Origin of the sequence: Kribbella pratensis (assembly GCF_004366075.1) — a bacterium.
Taxonomy (GTDB): Bacteria; Actinomycetota; Actinomycetes; order Propionibacteriales; family Kribbellaceae; genus Kribbella; species Kribbella pratensis.
The window spans coordinates 2,477,601-2,498,776 of record NZ_SODU01000001.1 but is presented as its reverse complement, the minus strand read 5'-3'; the positions used below and the strand labels follow the sequence as shown (position 1 = coordinate 2,498,776).

Here is a 21,176-nt window from a genome sequence, read left to right as displayed (position 1 = left end):
GAGCCCTCCTGTGTCTTTACAGTGGTCCGCATGGGGAAGCCATCGAGTGTCGTGACGATGGCCGACGTCGCCCGGTTCGCCGGGGTGTCGACGATGACGGTGTCGAACGTGATCAACGGCCGGCCGCGGGTCGGTCCGGAGACCCGCGACCGGGTGCTGGCGGCGATCGGTGAGCTCGGGTACCAGGTGAACCTGGCCGCCCGGCACCTGCGCGCGGGTCGCACCGGCGTGGTCGGTCTCGCCGTGCCCGAGCTGGAGCGCCCCTACTTCGGCCAGCTCGCCGCCCGCCTCGCCGACCGGTTCGAGGCGCACGGCCTGCGGATCGTCACCGAACGCACCGGCGCCAGCCGCGAGGGCGAACTGGACGCGGTCGCGTTCTCGCGGCTGCGGATGTACGACGGGTTGATCCTCAGTGTGGTCGACATCGACCCGGCCGAGCTGAGCCAGCTCCGCACCGACGCGCCGGTGGTGATGATCGGGGAGCGGGCGCAGCCGTCGCGCTTCGACCACGTGATGATGGACAACGTCGACGGCGCCCGCCAGGCCACCGCGCACCTGCTCGCCGCCGGTGCGCGCCGGGTCGCGATGCTCGGCGGCGATCCGGGCGGCTCCGCGACCATGCCCGCGCTCCGGGCGGAGGGCTACGCGCTCGCGCACACCGAAGCCGGCGTACCGGTCGACCCGGAGCTGAACGTGCGCTCCTCGTTCGGCCTGCAGGACGGGTACGACGGGATCCAGGTGCTGCGCGATCGCGGGATCGCGTTCGACGCCGTGTTCGCGCTGACCGACGTACTGGCGATGGGCGCGTTGCGCGGGCTCGCCGACGCCGGGGTTCGCGTGCCCGACGACGTACAGGTGGTCGGGTTCGACGACATCGACGAGGCGGCGTACCTGGTGCCGTCGCTGTCCACGGTCAACCCCGGGCACGAGGAGATGGCCGACGCGATCACCGCCTTGATGACGGCGCAGCTCGGCAGCCCGGGCGGCGACCCGCAGGAACTCGTCGTCCCCGCGCAGCTGGTTCTCCGCGGCACGACCAAACCGCTCGCCTGATGTCTGCTGTCGTCGCACGGCAGCAGGTATATCGATAAACAGTCGGTGGCACAAGGGCTGTGGTACCAAAGTCGCGTGGGCGCACAACGAGGAACTCTCCCGATGACGACCACCCGGCGGCGCTCACCGGTCCGGATCGTGCTCGTCACGCTGGTCGTTGTGGCGGCGCTCTTCCTGGCCTTCCGGGTCGCCGTCTTCTGGTCGTTGGAGGCCTATTTCGGCAGCGGGTTCGACCACCGGCGGTTCGACAAACTGGAGACGGCGTTCGATCACACGCGGTTCAGCAAGGCCGAGGCGCGAATGGGAGAGTTGGTGGCCGCCCACCCGCAGGCCGAGCGGATCGTGTGGACCCATGCGTGGATCTGCGTGCGCGACCCCGGACGAGCTGAGGTCTGCAAGCGGACGACCCCGGGCGATCAGGCGACGTACCTGGCTCTTCCGAGCGCCGACAGGATCGTGCATCAGGCGAAGAACCAGGACCGCACGTTCTTCTGCTTCTACGGGGAAGACCCGCCGCGCTACACGATCATGCACGCTCCCGACGGCACGGACGTGGAGGAGTTCGCGGACGACCGCGGGTTCCGGAGCACCCGGGCGCTGGAGCCGGGGTGGACGATTCTCGGGCCGATCCCCGACCTCGACCGTGAAACCGCGCAGTGGCAGTAGGCGATACCCGCTAGCTCTTCGAGCGTGCGGTGCCCTGCAGGGTCGGTACGTCGCCCGGCTCCTCGTGCACGTTCCACTGCTCGTGGACGCCCTTCACACCCGGGATCCGCTTGACGGCTCGCCGCGCCGCCTTCTCCTCGGCGGCGAGCACGTCACCGGTGAGCGTCACGATGCCGCCGTCGACCCGCACCTGGAGCGCATGCGGATGGCTGACGTGCCGCCCCAGCTCGGCGCGCACCCGATCGTGCAGTACGGCGTCGTCCGCCGACCGGCCGGTGACGCGGTACCGCATTCCCATCACCAGTCCCCGGCCGTGGTTGGCGGCGTCCTGGGACATCCCACTCAGTCCACTGGCCATCCGGCGTCGCGAGCGGGACGACTTGTCGCGCATCCGCGCGCGCCGTGCTCGACCCTGGTCCGGGTCGAGCAGGTACTCGGCGAGCATCCCGGCGCCGACTCCGACGATGGTCAGGGCCGCGCCGGTGATCATGGGCCTGCCGTGTTTCACTCGCATCGGCCGTCATCCTCTCGAGGTTCGCTTACTCCCCGGAGTACCCATTCGGCCGGAGGCGATTCACGCGGCCAGCAGCGTCGCGATCTGCTTCAGCTGATCGTCCGTCAGGGGGCCGAACTCCATCGCGCGCGCGTTCTCCTCGGCCTGCGCGACAGTCCTGAAACCAGGGATCGGCACGGTCCGCGGGCTCCGCGCCCACAGCCAGCCCAGGGCGCCCTGCGCGAGGGTCCGCCCATCGCTCTGCAGTACGTCGCGGATCGCGGACACCTTCTCCCACCATTCCGGTGCCGGTACGCCGCCCTCGTCGAAGTACCGCAGCCAGGCCGGCGGCATGGTGCGGATGTCCGCGCCGGTCGCCGGCTTGTTCGCGTCCCGGCGGCCGAGGATGCCCATGCCGAGCGGGGTCCGGTTGATGCTCGCCAGGTTCTCGCGCTCGCACAGCGCGAAGAACTCAGGCGCGTCGTGCAGAACGCTCGCCTCGTGCTGAACCGCTGTGCAGTGCTCGCCCTGCGCGAAGAGTTCCGCGCTGTGCACGGTGTCGGTGCTCCACGCGTAGCTGCGGATCAGCCCCTCGCGGACCAGTTCCTCGCAGGCCTCGCGCAGCGGCAACGCGATCTCGTCGGTGGTGTCGAAGTGCAGCTGATAGAGATCCAGGTAGTCGGTCCCGAGCCGCTCGAGCGACGCCCGTACGGCCTTGTGGACGTACTCCGGGGTCGCGTCCTGGTGGTGCATGATCCGGGTCGACTCGTCGAAGGTGTTGCCCCACTTGGTGGCGATCACCACCTGGTCGCGGATCCCGGCGAGCGCCCGGCCCAGTACGCGTTCGCTGTGGCCGGCGCCGTACACGTCCGCGGTGTCGAAGAAGGTCACGCCGAGCTCGACCGCCCGGCGGATCGCCCGCACCGATTCCTCGTCGTCGACCACGCCCCAGCCCAGCGGTTCGCCGGCCGGGTTGCTGAACGGGCCGCCGATCGCCCAGCACCCGAATCCGACCGGGCTGACCTCGATACCTGCTCTTCCCAACGTGCGCATATCCATGCCCTTGAGCCAACCAGCCTCGCTAGTGATCCGTCCAATGAATCTTTTGTGCAGAGTTGATGCATACCACGCATATAACAAAACTGAGGCCTTTACCTACCATTAGCTGTTAGGTAACCTTCCTAACAATTCTGCTCCGCGCCCCCGGAGGTATCTCATGAGACTGCGCCTGCTCGCGTTGGTGCTACCCGTCGGTCTGCTCGCCGCGCTCGGCGGGTCCGCCGCCAACGCTCGGACGAACGCCGACACCCTGCTGTCGCAGGGCAAGCCGGTGATTGCCTCGAGCATCGAGGACGACACCCTGACCGCAGGCAAGGCGGTCGACGGCAGTACGTCGACCCGCTGGGCCAGCAGCGAAGGCGTCGATCCGCAATGGATCCGCGTGGACCTCGGCCAGGCGGCCACCGTCGGCCGGGTCAAACTGAACTGGGAGGCCGCGTACGCGAAGGCGTACCGGATCGAGGTCTCCGACGACGGCACCACCTTCAGCACGATCAAGACGGTTGCGGACGGCAACGGTGCGACCGACGATCTCACCGGCCTGCAGGGCCACGGGCGGTACGTCCGGGTCGTCGGCACACAGCGCGGCACGTCGTACGACTATTCGCTGTGGGAGCTCGAGGTCTACGGGACCACCGACTCGTCCGGCGACACCCAGGCGCCGACGGTCCCGGCCGGCCTGAAGAGTACCGGCGCCACGGCAACGTCCGTCGCCCTCAGTTGGACTGCTTCGACCGACAACATCGGTGTCAGCGGGTACGACGTACTGCGTGACGGTACGGCGGTCGCGACGACGGCGAGCGCGCAGTACGACGACACCGGGCTGACCGCGAACACGACGTACAAGTACTCCGTGCGCGCCCGCGATCTGGCCGGGAACGTGTCGGCCGCGAGCGAGCCGATCACGGTGACGACATCGACCGGCGGGACCGGCGGGTTCGTGCTCGCGGCGGCCGGCGACATCGCGGACCGCTGTACGGCGTCCGACTCGGACTGCATCCACCCGAAGACCGCCAAGCTGGTGGAGGCGATGAACCCCGCCGCGGTGATCACGATGGGCGACAACCAGTACGACGACGCGCACCTGTCGGACTTCCAGAACTACTACGCGAAGACGTGGGGGAAGTTCAAGAGCATCACCCACCCGATCCCGGGCAACCACGAGACGTACGACGACACCCCCTTCAAGGGTTACCGCGACTACTTCGGCTCGATCGCGACGCCCCAGGGCAAGAACTACTACAGCTGGAACCAGGGCAACTGGCACTTCATCGCGCTCGACTCGAACGATTTCGTGAAGGAAGAAGGGCTTCGCGAGCCGGCGCAGCTCACCTGGCTGAAGCAGGATCTCGCGAGCAACACCAAGGGCTGTATCGCGGCGTACTATCACCACCCGCGGTTCAGCTCCGGCGACCACGGCGACAACCCGGATGCCGATGCGCTGTGGCAGACGCTGGTGTCGGCGAGGACCGACCTGGTGCTGAACGGGCACGACCACCACTACGAGCGGTTCCTGCCGCAGAACGCCGACGGTGACAAGGACGCGAGCGGCCCGGTCCAGATCATCGGCGGGATGGGCGGAGCGCCCCTGTACCCGGTGCACGCCGCGCATCCGGCGACGGCGAAGATCATCTCGGACTTCGGCGTACTGAAGCTGTCGATGACCGACAGCACGTTCGCCACGCAGCTGATCGGGCTCGACGGCAAGGTCCTGGACAGCAGCCCGACGTACAGCTGCCACTGATGTACCTCGCATCCGTCGGCCCGCTCCGGACACCACTCCGTCGTGTTCCTGGGAATGTCGTTGCGCTAGGCATCGTCAGCCTGGTGACCGACGTCTCGGCCGAGATGGTGACCGCGATCCTGCCGTTGTACCTGGTCTTCGGGCTCGGGCTGAACCCCCTGCAGTTCGGCCTGCTCGACGGCCTGTACGCCGGAGCGACCGCCGTATTGCGGTTGGTCGGCGGACATGTGGCCGACCGCTGGCGACGGCTGAAGACCGTCGCCGGCGTCGGCTACGCGCTCTCCGCGATCTCGAAGGTGGGCTTCCTGGCCGCCGGTTCCACAGTGCCGGCGATCGGCGCGGTCCTCGCCATCGACCGCGCCGGCAAGGGCCTTCGGACCGCGCCACGCGACGCCCTTATCTCGCTGAGCAGCGATCCTTCGACGATGGGCCGCTCCTTCGGCGTCCACCGGGCTCTCGACACGATCGGCGGCTTCCTCGGGCCACTGGTTGCAAGTCTCGTCCTGTGGGCGAGCCTGAATGACTACAACTCGGTCTTCGTCACCAGCTTCGCGCTGGCGACCTGCGGCGTGATCCTGCTGACGGCCTTCGTCCGCGACCAATCCCCGCCACCGACCCCTACCTCGCGCGGGCTTCCGATGCTGAGTTTGCTGCGTGAAGGGAAGTTCCGCCGGTGCTGTGTCTGGGCGGCGGCGCTCGGCCTGTTCACGATCACCGACTCCTTCGTCTACCTCGCCGTACAGCGTCGTTGGGACATCAGCACCAGCCTGTTCCCGCTGCTCCCGTTGGGGACTGCAGGCACGTTCCTCCTACTCGCGATCCCGCTCGGCCGGCTCGGCGACCGGGTCGGACGCTGGAAGGTCTTCCTCGGCGGGCACCTCGCGCTGATCGTCGCGCTTGTGATTGTCTGCGGACCGGTCGGTACCTGGTGGCTGGTCCTCGCTCTCCACGGTGCCTTCTATGCCGCCACTGACGGCGTCCTCCCGGCCGCTGTCGGTCCGCTCCTGCCCGAAAACCTCCGCGCCAGCGGTCTCGCCGTACTGCAAACCGGGCAGGCGCTCGCCCGCATGGCCGCAGCCGTCACCGTCGGCCTGCTGTGGACTTTCTGGGACCTTCGCCCGGCGCTCCTCGCGTTCACGCTAGCGCTGCTAGCGGTCACGATCGCCGCCGCCATCTTCAGACCCTTGGAGGTACGCCGATGAGACGCCGTGTGGTTGTCGCCGCGATCGGTGTCCTCGCACTCGTCGGGGGCGCGATCACGTACGTCGCGCACGCCCGCGACGGTGGCGCGGCCGAGAACGCCGTACCGGTTGTCACGGGGCAGCCGATGCGGTTCGACGGCAAGACGCTGTTCTTCCGCAACCTCGCCGAAGGACCGGACGCCGGCAAGCTGGCCGCCGTACCCGTGGCCGATCCAGGTGCTGCCCGGCGCGTGGGGGAGTTGCGTTGCGACCGCTTCGCCGCGGCACACAGTACGGCGATCTGCCTGCGGCTGAAGGCCGGCTCGCTTCCCGCGATGACCGATCTGATCGTGCTGGACGCGAGCCTCCGCGAACGCCATCGCGAGACGCTGCCCGGTACGCCGAGCCGCGCCCGCGTGTCGCCGGACGGGCGGTTCGTGAACTGGACCCTGTTCGTCACCGGTGACTCGTACGCCGCCACCGGCTTCTCGACCCGCACCGGGCTGTACGAGGTCGACACCGGGCGGCTGGTGAAGACGATCGAGGAACTCGCGGTGTTCGTCGACGGGAAGCGGTACTTCGCCTCGGACGTGAACTATTGGGGTATCACGTTCGCTGCCGACGGCAACCGTTTCTACGTGACGATGGCGAGCAAGGGGACGACGTACCTGATCGAGGCCGACTACCGCGCGTACCGAGGCACCGCGATCGCCGAGAACGTCGAGTGCCCTTCCCTGTCACCAGACGGCCGCCGAATCGCCTTCAAACAAAAGGTGTCCAACGGTGTCTGGCGCCTCGCGGTCCTGGACCTCGCCACTCGCCGCATCACCCATCCACCCGACGCCCGCCCCATCGACGACCAGCTCGTCTGGCAGGGCAACGACACCCTCCTCTACCCGCTCCGGAACTCCGGCAACACGCTCGACCTCTGGTCCGTTGGCCTCACCACGCCGGCCAAGCTCCTCGTCCCTCAAGCCACCTCACCGTCATTTACCTAGGGCCCGGGCTGCGAGGGCTTGGTTCATTGCTTCGAACTGGGGCTTGATGGTCTTGTTGAGCCACGAGCGGGTGAAGGGGACGGCGGCGCCGGTGAACTTCTCCTCCTGGACGAGGTGCGTGCGGCCGTCCGGCAGGGCGGTGAGGCGGAACGAGTGCTCGCCGTCGAAGAGGGCGCCGGGCGGAACCTTGCCGATCCAGCGCAGCTCCTGGTTCGGCGTGACGGCGAGCAGTTTGGGCGTGAACTTCGTTTCGCTGCCCTTGGTGTCGCGCAGCACGTTGGTGATGGTGCCGCCGACCGTCAGTTCGCCGGTCGATGAGGTGATGAACGGATTCCAGTCCGGGTAGGCCTGGCGGTCCGTGAGAACCTTCCAGACCTGCTCGGGGGACGCGTCGATGTCGAGCTCGGTGTGCAGGACGAACGGGCGGGCGACCGTGTAGACGGTCCAACCGGCGACCACGACGAGAACGGTGCCGAGGGCAATGAGGAACTTCTTCATGACTGCTCCGGTCCGAGGGTGCTGTGCACCAGCGCCCTCACGTAGGCGGGATCGATCGGCTCACCGGTGATGAGGAGCCGGTAGTACAGCGGACCGACGAGCTGGTCGACGACGACCCGCGGATCGGCGTGACCGGGCAGGAGCCCGTCGGTTTGTGCTTGCGCGATCACCGCGGTGACGGCTGCGTGCCGTTCCGCCCAGAGCGCGCGGACGCTCTCGCCGACGCGCGGCTCGCGGGCTGCTGCGGCGGTCAGGTCGGCGACCAGCGTGGTCGGGAGCGCCTCGAGGGTCGCGGCGATTCCGGTGACGAGCTCGGTGAGGTCGTGCCGCGGGTCATCGCTCGGATCGAACGGTACGCCGCCGCGCAGCCTGGCGATCATCGCCATCACCAGCTCGGCCTTGCTCGGCCAGCGGCGGTAGATCGTGGTCTTCGCGACCCCGGCTCGCTCGGCGACCCGGTCGACCGATATCGCGTCGTACCCCCGGGCGCGCATCTCGGCCATCGCGGCGTCGAGCACCCGCCCCTCGACACCGGCGTCCCGCGGCCGTCCTCGTGGCACCATCGGCATCCCCTTTTCGCTACTGCGGTATCGGAAGAACCGTAACACGATTTACGCGACTGGAGTAGCGAAAAGGAATGCTGACATGGATTGTCAGTGTTTGGTGTCACGGTTGACCAAGTGACCTCACGACTTCGGCTGCTGTTGCCCGCAGCCTTCATTACGTCCCTCGGCAACAACATCCAGCTCCTCGGCGCCGCGCTGCTGCTGGTCCGCGCGCAGGGCTCGATGCTCGACGTCGGCTGGCTCTTCATTGCTGTCGCCGTACCGCAGGCCGTCCTCTCGCCGTACTTCGGTCGCCTCGCGGACCGCTTCGACCGGCGCCGCCTGTGGGTCATCTGCGACGTCGTCAGTGCGGCGGTCGCGCTCGTTCTCCCGGTCGGACTGGCGCTCGGGGTGTCCCAGCAGCCGCTGGTCTACGCGACCAACTTCGCCCTGGCGGTCATTGCCGCCCAGTTCACGCCGGCCAGTGCCGCACTGATCCGCGAGCGAGTCGCCACCGCGCAACTGCGTCGCTTCAACGCGCACTACGAGATCGCCCTCCAGTGCGGCATGCTCCTGTCCGCTGCCGTTGGTGGAATCGCCCTGCAGTACTTCGGTCCGAAGCCGCTTTTCACCTTCAACGCGCTGACGTTCGCGTTGTCCGCCGTACTGGTGTTCGCGGTCGGAACGAGCCGCCGGCCCACCGAGTTGCTCGTGGAAACAACCCAGGCCGCACGCCACACTGCCGCAAGGGTCCTCCCGCTCGGCCCGCTGGCCTTACTCTTCGGTCAAGGTCTCGTGGTCGTGACGGTCTTCAACGCCTTGCTTCCGGTGCTGCTGATCGGAGAATGGCATCGCGGTCCAGCTGTCCTCGGTGTGGTCGACGCGCTGGGCGGAGCCGGCTTCCTGCTCGCCGCGGCCGTCTACCGTCGATCCGCGGCCCGCCTCGGTGACCTGAAGCTCGCAGTCGGCGGATTCTTGGTCTGTACGACGTTGTTCGCGCTGCAACCGCTGTTCGGCGTACCCGTGCTGATGGTGCTGGTGCTGCTGGGCGCCTTCCTGTTCGGGCAGGCACGGATCGCGACGCGGTCGTTGCTGATGACGTCGGTGGACGCGTCGCGGGTCGGGCACGCGTTCGGTCTGGCCAACGGGTACGGACTCGCCGCGACCATCGTCGTCATGCTGATCGCTTCGGTCGTCACCGGTCACTCCGACACGCGCTACGGCTTCGCGACCGTCGCCGTGATCAGCCTCCTCGCCGCCGGTCTCGCCGCTGCGTGGATCTCAACCATTTCGCGCCGTGCCGCGCATCAACCAGATGTAACAGTGCTTATATAAGTGCTGTTATGATCGCCGCATGGAGGATCCCACTGAGCAGAGTTTGTGGCGGCCGTTGCACGAGTTGCTGGCGCGGCTCGATGCCGAGATCGGGCAGATCTACCTCGATCGGGACATCAAGGGGCTGAAGCCGACGTACGTGCGGGAACTGCTCCAGCTGCATCTCAAAGGGCCGATGACGATCACCGAGCTGGCCGACGCGATCGGGCGGACGCACTCGGCGCTCAGCCAGAAGGTGGCCGGGATGCGCGCCGCCGGCCTGGTCCGGACCGTGCCGGGTGCGGATGCGCGGAGCAAGCGGGTCACGCTCACCGCGAAGTCCAAGAAGCTCGTCGAGCTGCTCGCTGCCGAGTGGCGGGCGACCGAGGCCGCGATCGCCGAGCTCGAGGCCGAGCTGCCGTACCCGATGACTCAGGTCGTCCGCGACGTCGAGGAAGCACTGGCCCGGAAGAGCTTCCACGACCGGATCGCGGAGATGCTGCAGTGAAGCACGCGTTCATCGACCTCGGGCCGCTGAAGGTCCTGACGTACCGGCGGTTGTGGATCGGGCAGGTGCTGTCGGGGTTCGGCGGACAGCTGACCTTCGTCGCGGTGATGTTCCAGGTCTGGGACCAGACCGCGAGTCCGGCCTGGACCGGCGCGGTCGGACTGGCGCAGGCGTTGCCGCTGATCGTGCTCGGCCTGTTCGCGGGCACCCTCGTCGACCGGCTCGAACGGCGCAAGATCTACCTGGTCACCACGATCGGGCAGTTGCTGACCGCAACCGTCATGGCCAGCCAGTTGGTGATCGGCCGGTTCCCGGTGGGGGTGCTGCTGGCGCTGGTCGCCGTACAGTCGGCGTTCGGCGCGACCGCCGGACCGGTCGCGCGGACCGTGCTACCGCAGCTGCTGTCGCGTGATCAGTTGGCTGCCGGGATCGCGCTCAATCGGATCGGGTTCCAAGGTGCGATGCTGCTCGGGCCGGCGCTCGGTGGCGTGATCGTCGGCACCTGGGGCGTCGGCGTCTGCTACCTCGTCGACGCGGTGAGTTTCCTCGCCGCGCTGTACGGCGTACTCGGGCTGCCGCGGATGAAGATCGAGGCTGCCGCGAAGCCGGGGCTGCGCGGGGTCTGGGACGGGTTGACGTTCGTGGTGGCGACGCCTGTGATCCGGGGCGCGTTGATCACCGACCTGGCCGCGACCGTGCTGTCGATGCCGATCAGCTTGTTCCCGGTGATCAATGCGGAGCGGTTCGGCAACAACCCGCGAACGCTCGGGTTGTTCCTGACCGCGATCGCTGTCGGCGGGGTCGCCGCGTCGTTGTTCTCCGGGTCGTTCACCCGGCTGCCTCGGCACGGGCTGGTGATGTTGTGCGGCTCGGCCGGGTGGGGGATCGCCCTGCTGCTGTTCGCGTTCTCGCCGACCGCGTGGCTGGCGTTGGTGTGCCTCGCGTTCGCCGGTGCGGCGGATACCGTCGCGGTCGTCTCCCGCAGCACGATCGTCCAGCTGCACACGCCGCCCGAACTGCTCGGTCGGGTCAGTGCTGCCGAGCAGATCGTTGGTCAGGCCGGTCCCGATCTCGGCAACCTCCGCGGCGGCGTGGTCGCGCAGCTCACCTCACCGGTGACCTCGCTCGCCTCCGGGGCGTTGCTGTGTGTCGCAGCCGTCGCCGCGGTCGCAGCCAGTACGCCGGGGTTGCGGCAGCCTGCGGTCACTCAGGACGCGTGAGACCGACCGTACGGAAGCCGGCGTTGCCCATCGAGGACTCAGGCGTGTTCGACGAGCGGGCGGCGTTGCGGTAGCGGTTGCAGTATGAGTCGTGGCAGAGGTACGAGCCGCCGCGCATCACCCGGGCTGCGCCGAGCGACGGTCCGGGCGGGTTCTCGGCGGGGGAGAACTTGTAGTAGCGCGGGCCGAACCAGTCCGCACACCACTCCCACACATTGCCGACCATCTGCCACAGCCCGTAGCCGTTCGGCTGGAAGGTGCGGACCGGCGCAGTGGTCAGGTAGCCGTCCTCCTCGGTGTTCGTCCGCGGGAACTCGCCCTGCCAGATGTTGCACCGCCACTCGCCGTCGGTCTCGTTGTCGATCAATTCGTCGCCCCACGGGTAGCGCGCGCCCTCGAGACCTCCGCGGGCGGCGTACTCCCACTCGGCCTCGGTCGGCAGCCGTCGCCCCGCCCACTTGCTGTAGGCGACCACGTCGTTCCAGCTGACGTGGACGACGGGATGATCGTCGAGCCCGTCGAGATCGGACCGCGAGCCGCCCGGATGCCGCCAGTCGGCGCCCCGGACGCCGACCCACCACGGGGTCCCGGACGCCGGACCCATCACCTCGTCCGGTTCGGCGGCCACGGCGAGATGGAACACCGCGGAGTACCCGAAGGTCTCGGCCTCGGTGCGGTAACCGGTCGCATCGGCGAAGCGGGCGAAGTCGGCGTTCGTCACGCTGGTCGCGTCGATGCTGAACGGCGCCAGCTCGACCTGATGCACCGGCGTCTCGCCGTCGGCGGCGTTCTCGTCCCCGTTGCTGTTACCCATCGCGAACGAGCCACCACTGAGCACAACCTGCTCGACCCCATGCTCCCCGCGTGCGTCCGGGACCGGCGGAGGTGCCGCCACCTCAGCACGCGCCGGCGCACAACAGGACGGACGGTCATCGCTCATGCGTGCAAGCTTAGGTCGGCTGCACTCGCGGGGTCAGCCGAGGCTCGGTGGGCCTTGTTCGATGCGGCGCAGGATCGGGTCCAGGCGGTAGAAGTCGGTGCCGGTGATGAGTTGGCGTTCGTCCCACCAGGTGGCTCCCGCTTCGGCGAGCGGTTCGACGAGGGCGCGGGAACGGGCGGGGTCGGCCGGGCTGATGCCGCCGACAATCACGTCGTACGGTGTGCTTCCGTCCTTGCGCTCGCCGTTGATGAACGCGACCAGGTCACGGAGCTCGTCGACCGGTGGGGCTTCGCCGTGGTTGGCGCTCTTGAACAGCGGTACGGCGCCGTCCCAGCGCGCGGCTCGGCGCATCGGGGCCTTCCGCGGCCAGTAGCCGGCGATCCAGACCGGCGGCCGCGGTCGCTGCACCGTTGCCGGCAGCAACTCGACGTCATCGGCACGATAGTGCTCGCCGGCGTGGTTCACCCGCTCGCCGGACCAGTACGCCGCCAGTAGGTCCAGGCCCTCGTCCAGCCGCGACGCCAGCACCTTCGGGTCGGTCTCGTCACCGAAGCTGCCGAACTCGTCGTCGATCGGTCCACCGAGCCCGGCGCCGAAGATCACCCGGCCACCGCTCAGGCCGTCGAGGGTGGCGACCTGTCGCGCGAGTTGCTCGGGCCGCCGCCGGGCGATCGGCGTGACCAGCGGACCGAGCTTGATGCGGGACGTCGCCAGCGCGGCCGCCGTCATCAGCATCCATGGGTCGCCGAACGGCTGCCCGCGCCGCCGCTCCTTGCTGTGCACCACGTGGTCCCAGAAGAACAGCCCGTCCCAGCCGGCGTCCTCGGCAGCCTTCGCCACCCGTATGACCGTGTGGGCGTCGGCGAAGTCTCCGAAGTTCGGAATGTTGATCGAGAAACGCATAGTCACTCACCCAGCCGTAGTTCGATGAACGGAATCGTGTCGCCCGGCAGCAGATAGGTCTCCACCTCGACGAACCCGTGCGCCTTCGCGAACCGTACGCCGTCCTCGTTGCTGCTGAGGATGTGCGTCTCGATGCCATCGCCCAGCTCCCGCCCGCGCCGCAAGCAGTGCTCGTAGATCGCCGTACCGAAACCACGACGCCGGTGCGCCGGGAGCACGCGAGCGATCACCACCACGGCCGAAGTCTCCTCGGACGGCGGCCGGACGGTGGAGCATCCGACGAGCACCTCGCCGTCGTACGCCACCTCGAGGATGTGCCGCGTCATCCGCTCGCGGATCTCGTCGACCGACAGCGGCGCCGTCGGGATGATCTCGTTGTGCACCCGCTGCCAGTCCAGCACCGTCTGGTCGTCCGTCACCGGCACGATCCGAAGCTCGCTCATCCCGCAACCCAACAGCCGGGCGCGGCCGGCGGTCAAACGGATTCGGTCCCGGGGGAGTAGTAGTAGCGTCCGTGTCGTGCGGATTCTCTTCGTTGGTAACAGCTTCACCTCGCGGAACAACCTGCCTGGGCTGCTCAAGGGGCTGGCCGGGGCGCGCGGCATTGAGTTCGAGCACAAGCTGATCTCGGCCGGCGGCGCATCACTGCGGCAGCATCTCAACGCGGGCAAGGCGCTCGACGAGATCGCGGGAGGCGGTTTCGACACCGTCGTACTGCAGGAGCAGAGCACGCTGCCGATCAAGAGCCCGGCCCGCTTCCGGGAGAGCGCCCGCGACTTCGACGAGGCGATCAGCGCAGCGGGTGCGCGGACCGCGTTCTACCTGACCTGGGCACGCCGGAACGCACCAGAGACCCAGCAGGCTCTGACCAAGGCGTACGGCGGCGCCGCGGTGGAACTCGGTGCGACGCTCGTACCAGTCGGGATGGTCTGGGAGCGCTTCCTCAGCCAGTACGACGAACCCGCGCTGCACGACGCGGACAACAGCCACCCCGCGCTCGCGGGCAGCTACCTCGCGGCATGCGTGTTCCTGATCGCCTTGCTGAACGAGGACCCGGTCGCTACCGAAGTACCGGTGAAGGGCCTCACGGCGGACACCGCCGCCCAGCTCCGGCAGGCGGCCTGGGACATTTGCTCCGACCTGGCCGCAGCCGAGTAACCCGCCAGGATCACCGTGGCGCACCAGAGTCGGGTGGATCAGAACCGCCGCGATCGGGCGCAGGCGTGCGGTAGCGCCGACCCGTAGGGCTGACCCAAATCGTCGTGCCATCGGGATCGGACGTGACGACCCATCCGCCTTCGTGCTTGAGGCGGTGATGGTGCCGGCACAGGCAATGGAGATTGTCCGTGGTGGTTCGGCCGCCTTCTGCGAAGGCGACGCGGTGGTCGACATCGGCGAACTCGGCGGGCTGGTTGCACCCGGGGAACTGGCAGGTTCGATCGCGCAGGCGAACGAAGCGATCGGTCGCAGCATCCGGTGTGTACCTGTCCGGTTTCCCAGCCGGTGGCTCGTCGCTGAGCCGAAGGCCGATCCGGGACCGGCCGGCGCCCCCGAGGAGACTTCGAGCCAGAGCGCGAGTGAGGTGCTTACGCAGGGATTCTTGGGGAATCGGTCCGTAGTGTTCGGCCGTCCCGCCGGTGCTGTTCTCGCCGTCGATCAGCGCGCGGACCTCGGCGCCGGTCGCATGGATGACTACGGTGGCGTCCGCACCAGCGGTCGAGTCGTCGTGTAGCTCAACGTCTGCGTTTTCGCCCGGTTCTCTGCCCCTGCGAGTGTCGGTCCGGGGTAGGAGCCGCTGCAGAGCGATGTCGGCGCGCAGCTGGTCCATGGAGCGGGAGTCGCCCTGACGACGCCGGTACGCCGCCGCACGGGTCAGGCTGTTCATCACCGCGCCCGCGTCCAAGGCGTCGTGGGTGTGAACCAGTTCAGCCGTGCCGTCACTGTTCGGGAAGATCCGCACCGACCGCTCATCCATCGCCCGCGCATGCGCCTTGCTACGCGCATCCGGCGAACGCCGCGCGGCCTCCCGCTGCGCCTCCTGCTTCAGCTTCTGCAACGGATGCTTCCCGGCCCACCCCAGCAGTGCGGTCTCGGCCGCACGCAGGGCGTCCGGATCGTCCAGGACCGACAACTCCCGCACGATCGTGAACGCGGCCCGCTCGGTCAACTGACCTTCCTCCAGCGCCCGCAATGTCGCCGGAAAGTTGTGGACCAACTCGCACGACGTATGAATCCGAGCCATCGCAGCACCTTTGTGCATCTGCCACACCAACGCGAGCTCGTCAGCAGTCGACCGGAGATCACCCGCCACCCATCGACGCTCGCCCGGCTCCGCGACCCGATCTCCAGGCTCGGGGTGGCGGTGCCCAAGATCGGCCGATACACCGTGCAACGAGGTCTCGTACCCGGCGGTCGCCTCGGCCTTCATGGCGGCCAGCCGTGCCTCCAACCGGCAGATCGCCTCGTGCCGATCCAGCCAGCCTGAGTCGCTCAACTCTGACGTGTCCTGGAACGCCACCGCCTCGAACAACCCGGCACCACGGTCGTCCGGGTCGTCATACCGGCCGAGGAGTCCGTGCCGAGCCGCGAGCCGCGCATCAGCGCGCACCCGGTCGACCAACGCCAAGAACGGAGCATCCCAGCCCCGACCCGCCTCGTCCGCAATCGCCGCTCCCGGCGCACCAGGCACGACAGACAGCGCCCGCTCGACCGGCGCCCCCGACGGGCCGCTGGCCTCGTCTGCTGGCCGTTCAACCGGACACTCACTCATGCATTCGATCATACGTTCGAATACAGCTCAACGCCAAATCGGCTCGTCACTTCGCGTCGTGGAAGACCAGTCCGAGCGTATGGCGCTGTCCTGAGCGGATCGCCGAAACGCCGTGTCGCACCGGTGCCGCCGACCAGCCGCGTGCCGACTTCACCGGACGATCGCGCGTCGTGAACACCAACCCGTGCCCCTGCGGGATCAGCGTCGACGTACCCCGCGACTGTGCCCGCGGCCGCTGCTCGACCAGCAGGAACTCACCGCCGGTGTGATCGACACCAGGGTCGTTCAAGTTGATCACGACCTGAAGCGGGAACACCTTGTCGCCATAGAGATCACGGTGCAAGGCGTTCCAGTCGCCCGCGCCGTACCGCAGGAGGATCGGTGTCGGCCGCTCCTGCCCCGCCCGATGACACACGTCCAGCCATTCGTCGAGCGTGTCCGGCCACTCGGCTTCCCGCCCGAGCTTCGAGTACCACTCCCGCGCAATCGGCAGCAGCCGCGAATACAGCGCCTGCCGTAACGCCTCCACAGCCTCCGGGAACGGCCGATCGAAGTACCGGTACTGCCCCTCGCCGAACCGATGCCGCGCCATGTCGATCGTCGCCCGGAACCGCTGTACGTCGTCGTACATCCCAGCGATCCGTGCAGCCTCGGCCGGCGTCAGCAACTGCGGCAGTAGCGCACATCCGAGATCATCGACCGAAGCGGCCACAGCGTCCCAGTCGGCACCGGCCACGCGTCGTTCGTACTTGTTCATACCCATGGAACGGCACAGCCCACAGTTATGTGAGGACCTGTTCCAGCACCGTGATCGGCGCAAGCATCGTCGCGTCGTCAAGCGGTCGCTCACCAGTCTCGAGCATTTCAAGGAAGACCTTCAGCCCAGGTACGACGTACTCCGAATCAAGCCGTACGTCGCGACTCACCAGCCCCGTCCGCCCGACGATCTCGGCATGGAACGGCACCCGCCCGTCATCCGTTGGCTTCACCAACTGCAACGTCACCAGCACCCCATCGCACACATAGCGCACGACGACAGTGGACCCGACGCGCTCGACCGTCACCGGACCAGGCTCGCCAGGAGCCAACCGTTGCGCCAGATCGGCCGCATGGATGCCGTAGAAGAAGATCCCGCTGTACTCACTGTCCGGATCAGCCGGCCCGGTCACCGTGACCGCCTGCAGCTCACCGACCGACGCCGCGGCGAGCGCATCCGCGTCCGCGACCCAGCGCACAGCTGAGTACGACGTCACCGGCGCGCCACCGCGCCGCGACGCGTCCAGGATCGCCCGCGCATCCGCCGTACTCGCGGCCAACGGCTTGTCCACCCACACCGGGACGCCTGCCTCCAGAAACGGTACGGCGTGCTCGCGATGCAACGCGCCGTCGCGGTTGGTGGCGATCAGCGCGTCCACGCTGCCGAGCAACTCGGCCGAGGTCGGCACGAGTTCGGTGATGCCACCGGTCTTGGCGAGCTTCCGGTTGCGTTCGTCGTCCGCGCCCACGAGGGCGACGATCCGGGCGGTGTCGGCGACGGGATCGACGTTCAAGTGCTGGATGATGTGCTCGGCGTGGCTGTTCTCGGTGCCGACCAGGGCCAGGCGCAAGGGCATGGGTCAGTCCTCTTTCAGTTCGACCGGTTGCCCTGAACGGGCGGACTCGTAGACAGCCAGCACAGTCGCCAACGACCGCCGCCCGGCCTCCAGGGTCACCGCCGGCGGGCGGCCTTCGCGGACGGCGCCGATGAAGTCGCGGTACTGCGCGAGATGCGCGAGCTCGACCGGCCCCCACCCGTCCGGCCCTTTCAGCACCGGCGCCTTGGGCGCGTCGGCATTCGCCGCGGCGAAGTACGCGAGCTCATCGTCGTCGAGGACTGCTGTCCCTTGATCGCCGTGGATCGTCAGCCGCACCGGACGGCCCGGGTAGGCCGCCGTACTGGCCAGCATCAGCCCGATCGCCCCACTCTCGAAGACGATCGATGCACCGGCGAGGTCCTCGACCTCGATCCCCGAGTGGGCGAGCCGCCCGGTCTGCGCGCTCACCTGGACCGGCCGGCCGAGCATCCAGACCAGCAGGTCGAGCGCGTGGATGCCCTGGTTCATCAAGGCGCCGCCGCCGTCGATCGCGAGCGTGCCGCGCCAGTCGTCGCCGTCGTAGTAGGACTGCGGCCGGAAGAACGCCGACTCGGCGATTCCGGACGTCACACGGCCGAGAGTGCCGCTGTCGATCGCGGCCCGGATCTGCGCGACCGGCGGCTGAAACCGGCGCTGGCTGATCACCGAGACGGTCAGCCCGGTGTCCCGCTGCGCCTCGATCAACCGGTCGGCGGCGGCCAGCGTGATGTCGACGGGCTTCTCGACGATCACATGTTTGCCGGCCCGCAGCGCTTCGACCGCGACATCGGCATGCAGTGCGCTCGGCAGACAGATCCCGACGGCGTCGACCTCCTCCCCGGCGTACGCCTCGGCCGGTGTCGCATAGGCCCGGCCGCCGTACTGCGAGACGAGTTTGCCGGCGCGTTCGAGGTTCTGGTCGACGACGGCAGCCAGCACAGCCTCGTCACCGAGAGCTTCGATGAGGCGAGCGTGCACGGCGCCGATCGTGCCGGCGCCGATGAGGGCGAAACGCATAGGACCTCTCTTCAGTCGGTCGTCCAGGAGATGGGTACGCCGCCGTTCTCGGCGGACCGTTGCGCGAGGAGTGCGAGCCGCGTCGCCAGTAGGCCGCGCTCGGTGGTGATGTCCGGTTCGTTGCCCGCAGCAAGTGCCTGCAGGACCAGCTCGGCCGGCCGATGACCGGCAGGCAGCAGTACGTCGTGCGGCGCCAGGTCGGTCGTGGTGAGGACGAGGCGATTGCGCGCCCAGAGCAGTTCGGCGGTGCCTCCGGTGCCGACGAGTTTCATCCGGTAGTCACCGTGCACGGGCGAGCCAGCCGGGTTCATCCAGTCCACGCCCGCGGTGATGACCGCACCGGGTCCGCTGAGCGTCGCGACGCCGTACGAGCTGTCCACGATCGAGCCACTCACGGTCCCGCTGGTGAGCCCGGTGAAGAGCAGGGCAGCGTCGATGTCGTGGACGGCGAGGTCGTTGAGGAGTCCGCCGTACCGCGCGCGTTCGAAGAACCACGCCGGACGCGTCGGGCGGTTCAGTTTGTGCGGGCCGGACGACGTCACGCCGTGGATCGTGCCGAGCTGGTCCGCGATTCCCAGTGCGGCGAGGGTGACGGGGTAGTACCGCTTCTCCAGCAGAAGGGTCACGTGGCGGCCGGTCCGCTCCGCGGCCTCGGCGATCGCGTCGAGGTCCTCGAGCGTCGTACACAGCGGCTTGTCGGCGATCACGTGGCAGCCGGCGTTCAGAGCGTCGACCACAACCTGACCGCGGTCGCCGTAGATCCCGGCGACCATGACGACATCGGGCTCGACCTTGCGCAGCATCTGCTGGTGGTCGGTGAACACCTTGGCGTCGTACGGCGTGGCCCACCGCTCGGCGGTCTCGCGGGACGGATCAGCCACCGCGACCAGCTCGTACGCCGCGACCTGATCGACCTCCGCGGTGGCATAGGCCACGTGCGGATGGGCGGCGCCGGCGATGGCGATACGCGTCATGTTCGTGATTCCAGCATGCAACCGGTTGCACGTCAACGCATCAGAACGTCGACTTCGGTGCCGCCGCGGTCGTCGCGCGCGTGACCAGGTGGGTCGCGATCGTGACGCAATCGGCGCTCGGCTCGACGGCCTCCAGCAGGTTGACGAGCAGTTTCGCGGCCGCCGTACCGGCGGTTGCGGCACCCGCCGAGACACTGGTCAGGGCCGGCGTCGTGAGTGCCGCGAGCGTGTCGTCGCAGCCGACCAGGCTGAAGTCCGTCGGCACCGAGATGCCGCGCACCTCGAGCCCGGCCAGCACGCCCTGCGACACCACGTCGTCGAACGCGATGGCCGCGGTCGCTCCCGATCGGACGACCGCCGACACCGAGTCCCGCCCGGCCGCGTAGGTCGGCCGCCCGACCTCGACGATCTCCACCGTCAGCCCCGCCTTGGCGGACGTCTGCGTCAGCGCCTCCCGCCGCTGCTGGTCCGACCACGAGTCGCGCGGCCCGGCCAGGTACGCGAGTCGCTGGTGGCCGAGCTTCTTCAACAGCAGTACGGCCTCGGTCATCCCGCCCGACGAGTCGATCAGCACCCGCGGGATCCCGTCCAGATCGCGGTTGACCAGGACAGTGGGACGGGTCGCCGCCAGCTCGCGGATCAACTTCTCGGACAGCCTCGGCGACGCGAGCACGAACCCCTCGACCTGCGGCGCGAGCCGGGCGATCAGCTTGGCCTCCCGCTCCGCGGACTCGTCGGAGTCACCGAGGAACACCGCGAGGTCGGCGGTCTCCGCGGCCAGTTGCAGGCTTCGCACCAGCGGCGGGAAGAACGGGTTCGCGATATCCGGTACGACGACCGCGATGTTCCCGAACCGTCCCGTCGACAGCGCCCGCGCCGCCTGGTTGCCGACGTACCCGAGCCGCATCGCGACCGCGCGGACGTGCTTCACGGTCTCCTGGCTGAGCAGCTGCGGCCGGGTGAAGGCACGCGACACCGTCGACCGCGAAACCTGGGCGGCGGTCGCGACGTCCCCGATGGTGACCCCCGGCGCCCGGCCGGCACGTGATGCCATGCCCACACCATAAAGGTCCGTGCAACCGGTTGCACTATTTCAGGACCTCGAACCGATAGTTCAGGTTCTCGGCGGTCAGGAGCTTCAGTTTCGTGGGGTGTACGCCGGGGCTGTCGTAGAAGCGGACACCCTCGCCTAGAAGGACGGGGATGATGTGGAGGACGACCTCGTCCACGAGACCGGCTTCGACCGCTAGGCGGGGGACCGCGCCGCCGGTGACGACCAGGTTCTTGCCGGCGGCTGCCTCGAGGCCTTGAGCTACGACGTCCCGGATGTCGCCGGAGACGTAGGTGAATTCCGGGATCGGGTTCGTGGCCGGGTCCTTGCGGGTGTAGATGAGGATCGGGCCTTGCCAAGCCCCGCCGTACGGTCGGTTCTCGCCGACCGCCTCGACGCGTTTGCCGCCGCACAGGAATGCGCCGCACGTCGCGATCACCTCGGCGCCGAGCCGAGACGGGCCGCCGTCGGCAGCGGACATCCAGTCGACGCTGTCGTCGCGGTCCCCGATGAAGCCGTCGAGGGACATCGTCATGTGCCAGATCACTGTGCCGGTCATGGCGTCCAGCCTGCTCCGGACTGATACATGCGTCCAATGCCAATGTGGCGACCGAAGCATAGATAGGATC

At 68.5% G+C, this 21,176-nt stretch carries 23 protein-coding genes; 9 read left to right on the top strand and 14 right to left on the bottom strand.

Annotation, left to right across the window (positions count from 1 at the left end):
- The first annotated feature begins 30 nt into the window (after positions 1-30).
- Both EV137_RS11970 and EV137_RS11965 read left to right on the top strand, forming a co-directional pair.
- Positions 31-1,053, top strand: coding sequence for a LacI family DNA-binding transcriptional regulator (locus EV137_RS11970; RefSeq protein ID WP_166679838.1), 1,023 nt, complete (start codon positions 31-33; stop codon positions 1,051-1,053).
- Between the two features lie 102 nt (positions 1,054-1,155).
- Entirely contained in the window at positions 1,156-1,719 is a 564-nt protein-coding gene (locus tag EV137_RS11965) for a hypothetical protein (RefSeq protein ID WP_134128531.1), read from the top strand.
- A gap of 10 nt (positions 1,720-1,729) precedes the next feature.
- On the opposite strand, the gene EV137_RS11960 is transcribed toward EV137_RS11965, so the two are convergent.
- Together EV137_RS11960 and EV137_RS11955 are read right to left on the bottom strand one after the other, a co-directional pair.
- The gene (locus EV137_RS11960) at positions 1,730-2,233 is read right to left on the bottom strand and encodes a BON domain-containing protein (protein WP_134001081.1); all 504 of its coding nucleotides are present in this window, start codon (positions 2,231-2,233) and stop codon (positions 1,730-1,732) included.
- Between the two features lie 60 nt (positions 2,234-2,293).
- Complete coding sequence (locus EV137_RS11955; protein ID WP_134128529.1) at positions 2,294-3,271, bottom strand: aldo/keto reductase; 978 nt, start codon at positions 3,269-3,271, stop codon at positions 2,294-2,296.
- Positions 3,272-3,428: 157 nt separating this feature from the next.
- Here EV137_RS11955 and EV137_RS11950 point away from each other — a divergent pair, with 157 nt between their 5' ends.
- The 3 genes from EV137_RS11950 to EV137_RS11940 are packed head-to-tail and all read left to right on the top strand — an operon-like array spanning position 3,429 to position 7,194.
- Positions 3,429-5,015, top strand: coding sequence for a discoidin domain-containing protein (locus tag EV137_RS11950; RefSeq protein ID WP_134128527.1), 1,587 nt, complete (start codon positions 3,429-3,431; stop codon positions 5,013-5,015).
- Entirely contained in the window at positions 5,015-6,217 is a 1,203-nt protein-coding gene (locus EV137_RS11945; RefSeq protein WP_134128525.1) for an MFS transporter, read from the top strand. The genes EV137_RS11950 and EV137_RS11945 overlap by 1 nt, the downstream gene beginning before the upstream one ends.
- Positions 6,214-7,194, top strand: a complete 981-nt coding sequence (locus EV137_RS11940) for a TolB-like translocation protein (protein WP_134128523.1) — start codon at positions 6,214-6,216, stop codon at positions 7,192-7,194. The genes EV137_RS11945 and EV137_RS11940 overlap by 4 nt, the downstream gene beginning before the upstream one ends.
- On the opposite strand, the gene EV137_RS11935 is transcribed toward EV137_RS11940, so the two are convergent.
- Complete coding sequence (locus EV137_RS11935) at positions 7,183-7,692, bottom strand: SRPBCC domain-containing protein (protein WP_134001071.1); 510 nt, start codon at positions 7,690-7,692, stop codon at positions 7,183-7,185. The genes EV137_RS11940 and EV137_RS11935 overlap by 12 nt on opposite strands.
- Positions 7,689-8,255: a TetR/AcrR family transcriptional regulator gene (locus EV137_RS11930; RefSeq protein ID WP_134128521.1), complete on the bottom strand. Its 567-nt coding sequence runs from the start codon at positions 8,253-8,255 to the stop codon at positions 7,689-7,691. The genes EV137_RS11935 and EV137_RS11930 overlap by 4 nt, the downstream gene beginning before the upstream one ends.
- Positions 8,256-8,372: 117 nt before the next feature.
- Between EV137_RS11930 and EV137_RS11925 the strand changes: the two genes are divergently transcribed.
- The 3 genes from EV137_RS11925 to EV137_RS11915 are packed head-to-tail and all read left to right on the top strand — an operon-like array spanning position 8,373 to position 11,279.
- Positions 8,373-9,572, top strand: a complete 1,200-nt coding sequence (locus EV137_RS11925) for an MFS transporter (protein WP_134128519.1) — start codon at positions 8,373-8,375, stop codon at positions 9,570-9,572.
- Between the two features lie 19 nt (positions 9,573-9,591).
- On the top strand, positions 9,592-10,059 hold the full coding sequence (locus EV137_RS11920; RefSeq protein ID WP_134128517.1) for a MarR family winged helix-turn-helix transcriptional regulator: 468 nt from the start codon (positions 9,592-9,594) through the stop codon (positions 10,057-10,059).
- On the top strand, positions 10,056-11,279 hold the full coding sequence (locus EV137_RS11915) for an MFS transporter (RefSeq protein WP_134128515.1): 1,224 nt from the start codon (positions 10,056-10,058) through the stop codon (positions 11,277-11,279). The genes EV137_RS11920 and EV137_RS11915 overlap by 4 nt, the downstream gene beginning before the upstream one ends.
- Here EV137_RS11915 and EV137_RS11910 read toward each other — a convergent pair.
- The 3 genes from EV137_RS11910 to EV137_RS11900 are packed head-to-tail and all read right to left on the bottom strand — an operon-like array spanning position 11,263 to position 13,565.
- Positions 11,263-12,219 carry a formylglycine-generating enzyme family protein gene (locus EV137_RS11910; RefSeq protein WP_134128513.1) on the bottom strand — a complete coding sequence of 319 codons (957 nt, stop codon included), beginning with the start codon at positions 12,217-12,219 and terminating at the stop codon, positions 11,263-11,265. The genes EV137_RS11915 and EV137_RS11910 overlap by 17 nt on opposite strands.
- A 33-nt stretch (positions 12,220-12,252) precedes the next feature.
- On the bottom strand, positions 12,253-13,122 hold the full coding sequence (locus EV137_RS11905) for an LLM class flavin-dependent oxidoreductase (protein WP_134128511.1): 870 nt from the start codon (positions 13,120-13,122) through the stop codon (positions 12,253-12,255).
- A gap of 2 nt (positions 13,123-13,124) precedes the next feature.
- Positions 13,125-13,565 carry a GNAT family N-acetyltransferase gene (locus EV137_RS11900; RefSeq protein WP_134128509.1) on the bottom strand — a complete coding sequence of 147 codons (441 nt, stop codon included), beginning with the start codon at positions 13,563-13,565 and terminating at the stop codon, positions 13,125-13,127.
- A 76-nt stretch (positions 13,566-13,641) separates the two neighbouring features.
- Here EV137_RS11900 and EV137_RS11895 point away from each other — a divergent pair, with 76 nt between their 5' ends.
- A complete protein-coding gene (locus EV137_RS11895; protein WP_134128507.1) occupies positions 13,642-14,280 on the top strand; it encodes an SGNH/GDSL hydrolase family protein in 639 nt (212 codons plus the stop codon).
- Positions 14,281-14,290: 10 nt separating this feature from the next.
- Here the strand turns inward: EV137_RS11895 and EV137_RS11890 are convergent, their stop codons facing one another.
- Genes EV137_RS11890 through EV137_RS11860 form a run of 7 tightly spaced genes read right to left on the bottom strand, consistent with a single transcriptional unit; the run spans position 14,291 to position 21,106 of the window.
- Positions 14,291-15,892, bottom strand: a complete 1,602-nt coding sequence (locus tag EV137_RS11890) for an HNH endonuclease signature motif containing protein (RefSeq protein ID WP_134128505.1) — start codon at positions 15,890-15,892, stop codon at positions 14,291-14,293.
- A 46-nt stretch (positions 15,893-15,938) separates the two neighbouring features.
- Positions 15,939-16,655: a 2OG-Fe(II) oxygenase gene (locus EV137_RS11885; RefSeq protein WP_238175239.1), complete on the bottom strand. Its 717-nt coding sequence runs from the start codon at positions 16,653-16,655 to the stop codon at positions 15,939-15,941.
- A 19-nt stretch (positions 16,656-16,674) separates the two neighbouring features.
- Positions 16,675-17,505, bottom strand: a complete 831-nt coding sequence (locus EV137_RS11880; protein WP_134128503.1) for a Gfo/Idh/MocA family protein — start codon at positions 17,503-17,505, stop codon at positions 16,675-16,677.
- A gap of 3 nt (positions 17,506-17,508) precedes the next feature.
- Positions 17,509-18,522 carry a Gfo/Idh/MocA family protein gene (locus tag EV137_RS11875; RefSeq protein WP_134128501.1) on the bottom strand — a complete coding sequence of 338 codons (1,014 nt, stop codon included), beginning with the start codon at positions 18,520-18,522 and terminating at the stop codon, positions 17,509-17,511.
- 11 nt (positions 18,523-18,533) lie between these two features.
- Entirely contained in the window at positions 18,534-19,496 is a 963-nt protein-coding gene (locus tag EV137_RS11870; protein WP_134128499.1) for a Gfo/Idh/MocA family protein, read from the bottom strand.
- 40 nt (positions 19,497-19,536) lie between these two features.
- Positions 19,537-20,550, bottom strand: a complete 1,014-nt coding sequence (locus EV137_RS11865; RefSeq protein ID WP_134128497.1) for a LacI family DNA-binding transcriptional regulator — start codon at positions 20,548-20,550, stop codon at positions 19,537-19,539.
- Between the two features lie 34 nt (positions 20,551-20,584).
- Positions 20,585-21,106, bottom strand: coding sequence for a dihydrofolate reductase family protein (locus EV137_RS11860; protein ID WP_166679837.1), 522 nt, complete (start codon positions 21,104-21,106; stop codon positions 20,585-20,587).
- Between the last annotated feature and the right edge of the window lie 70 nt (positions 21,107-21,176).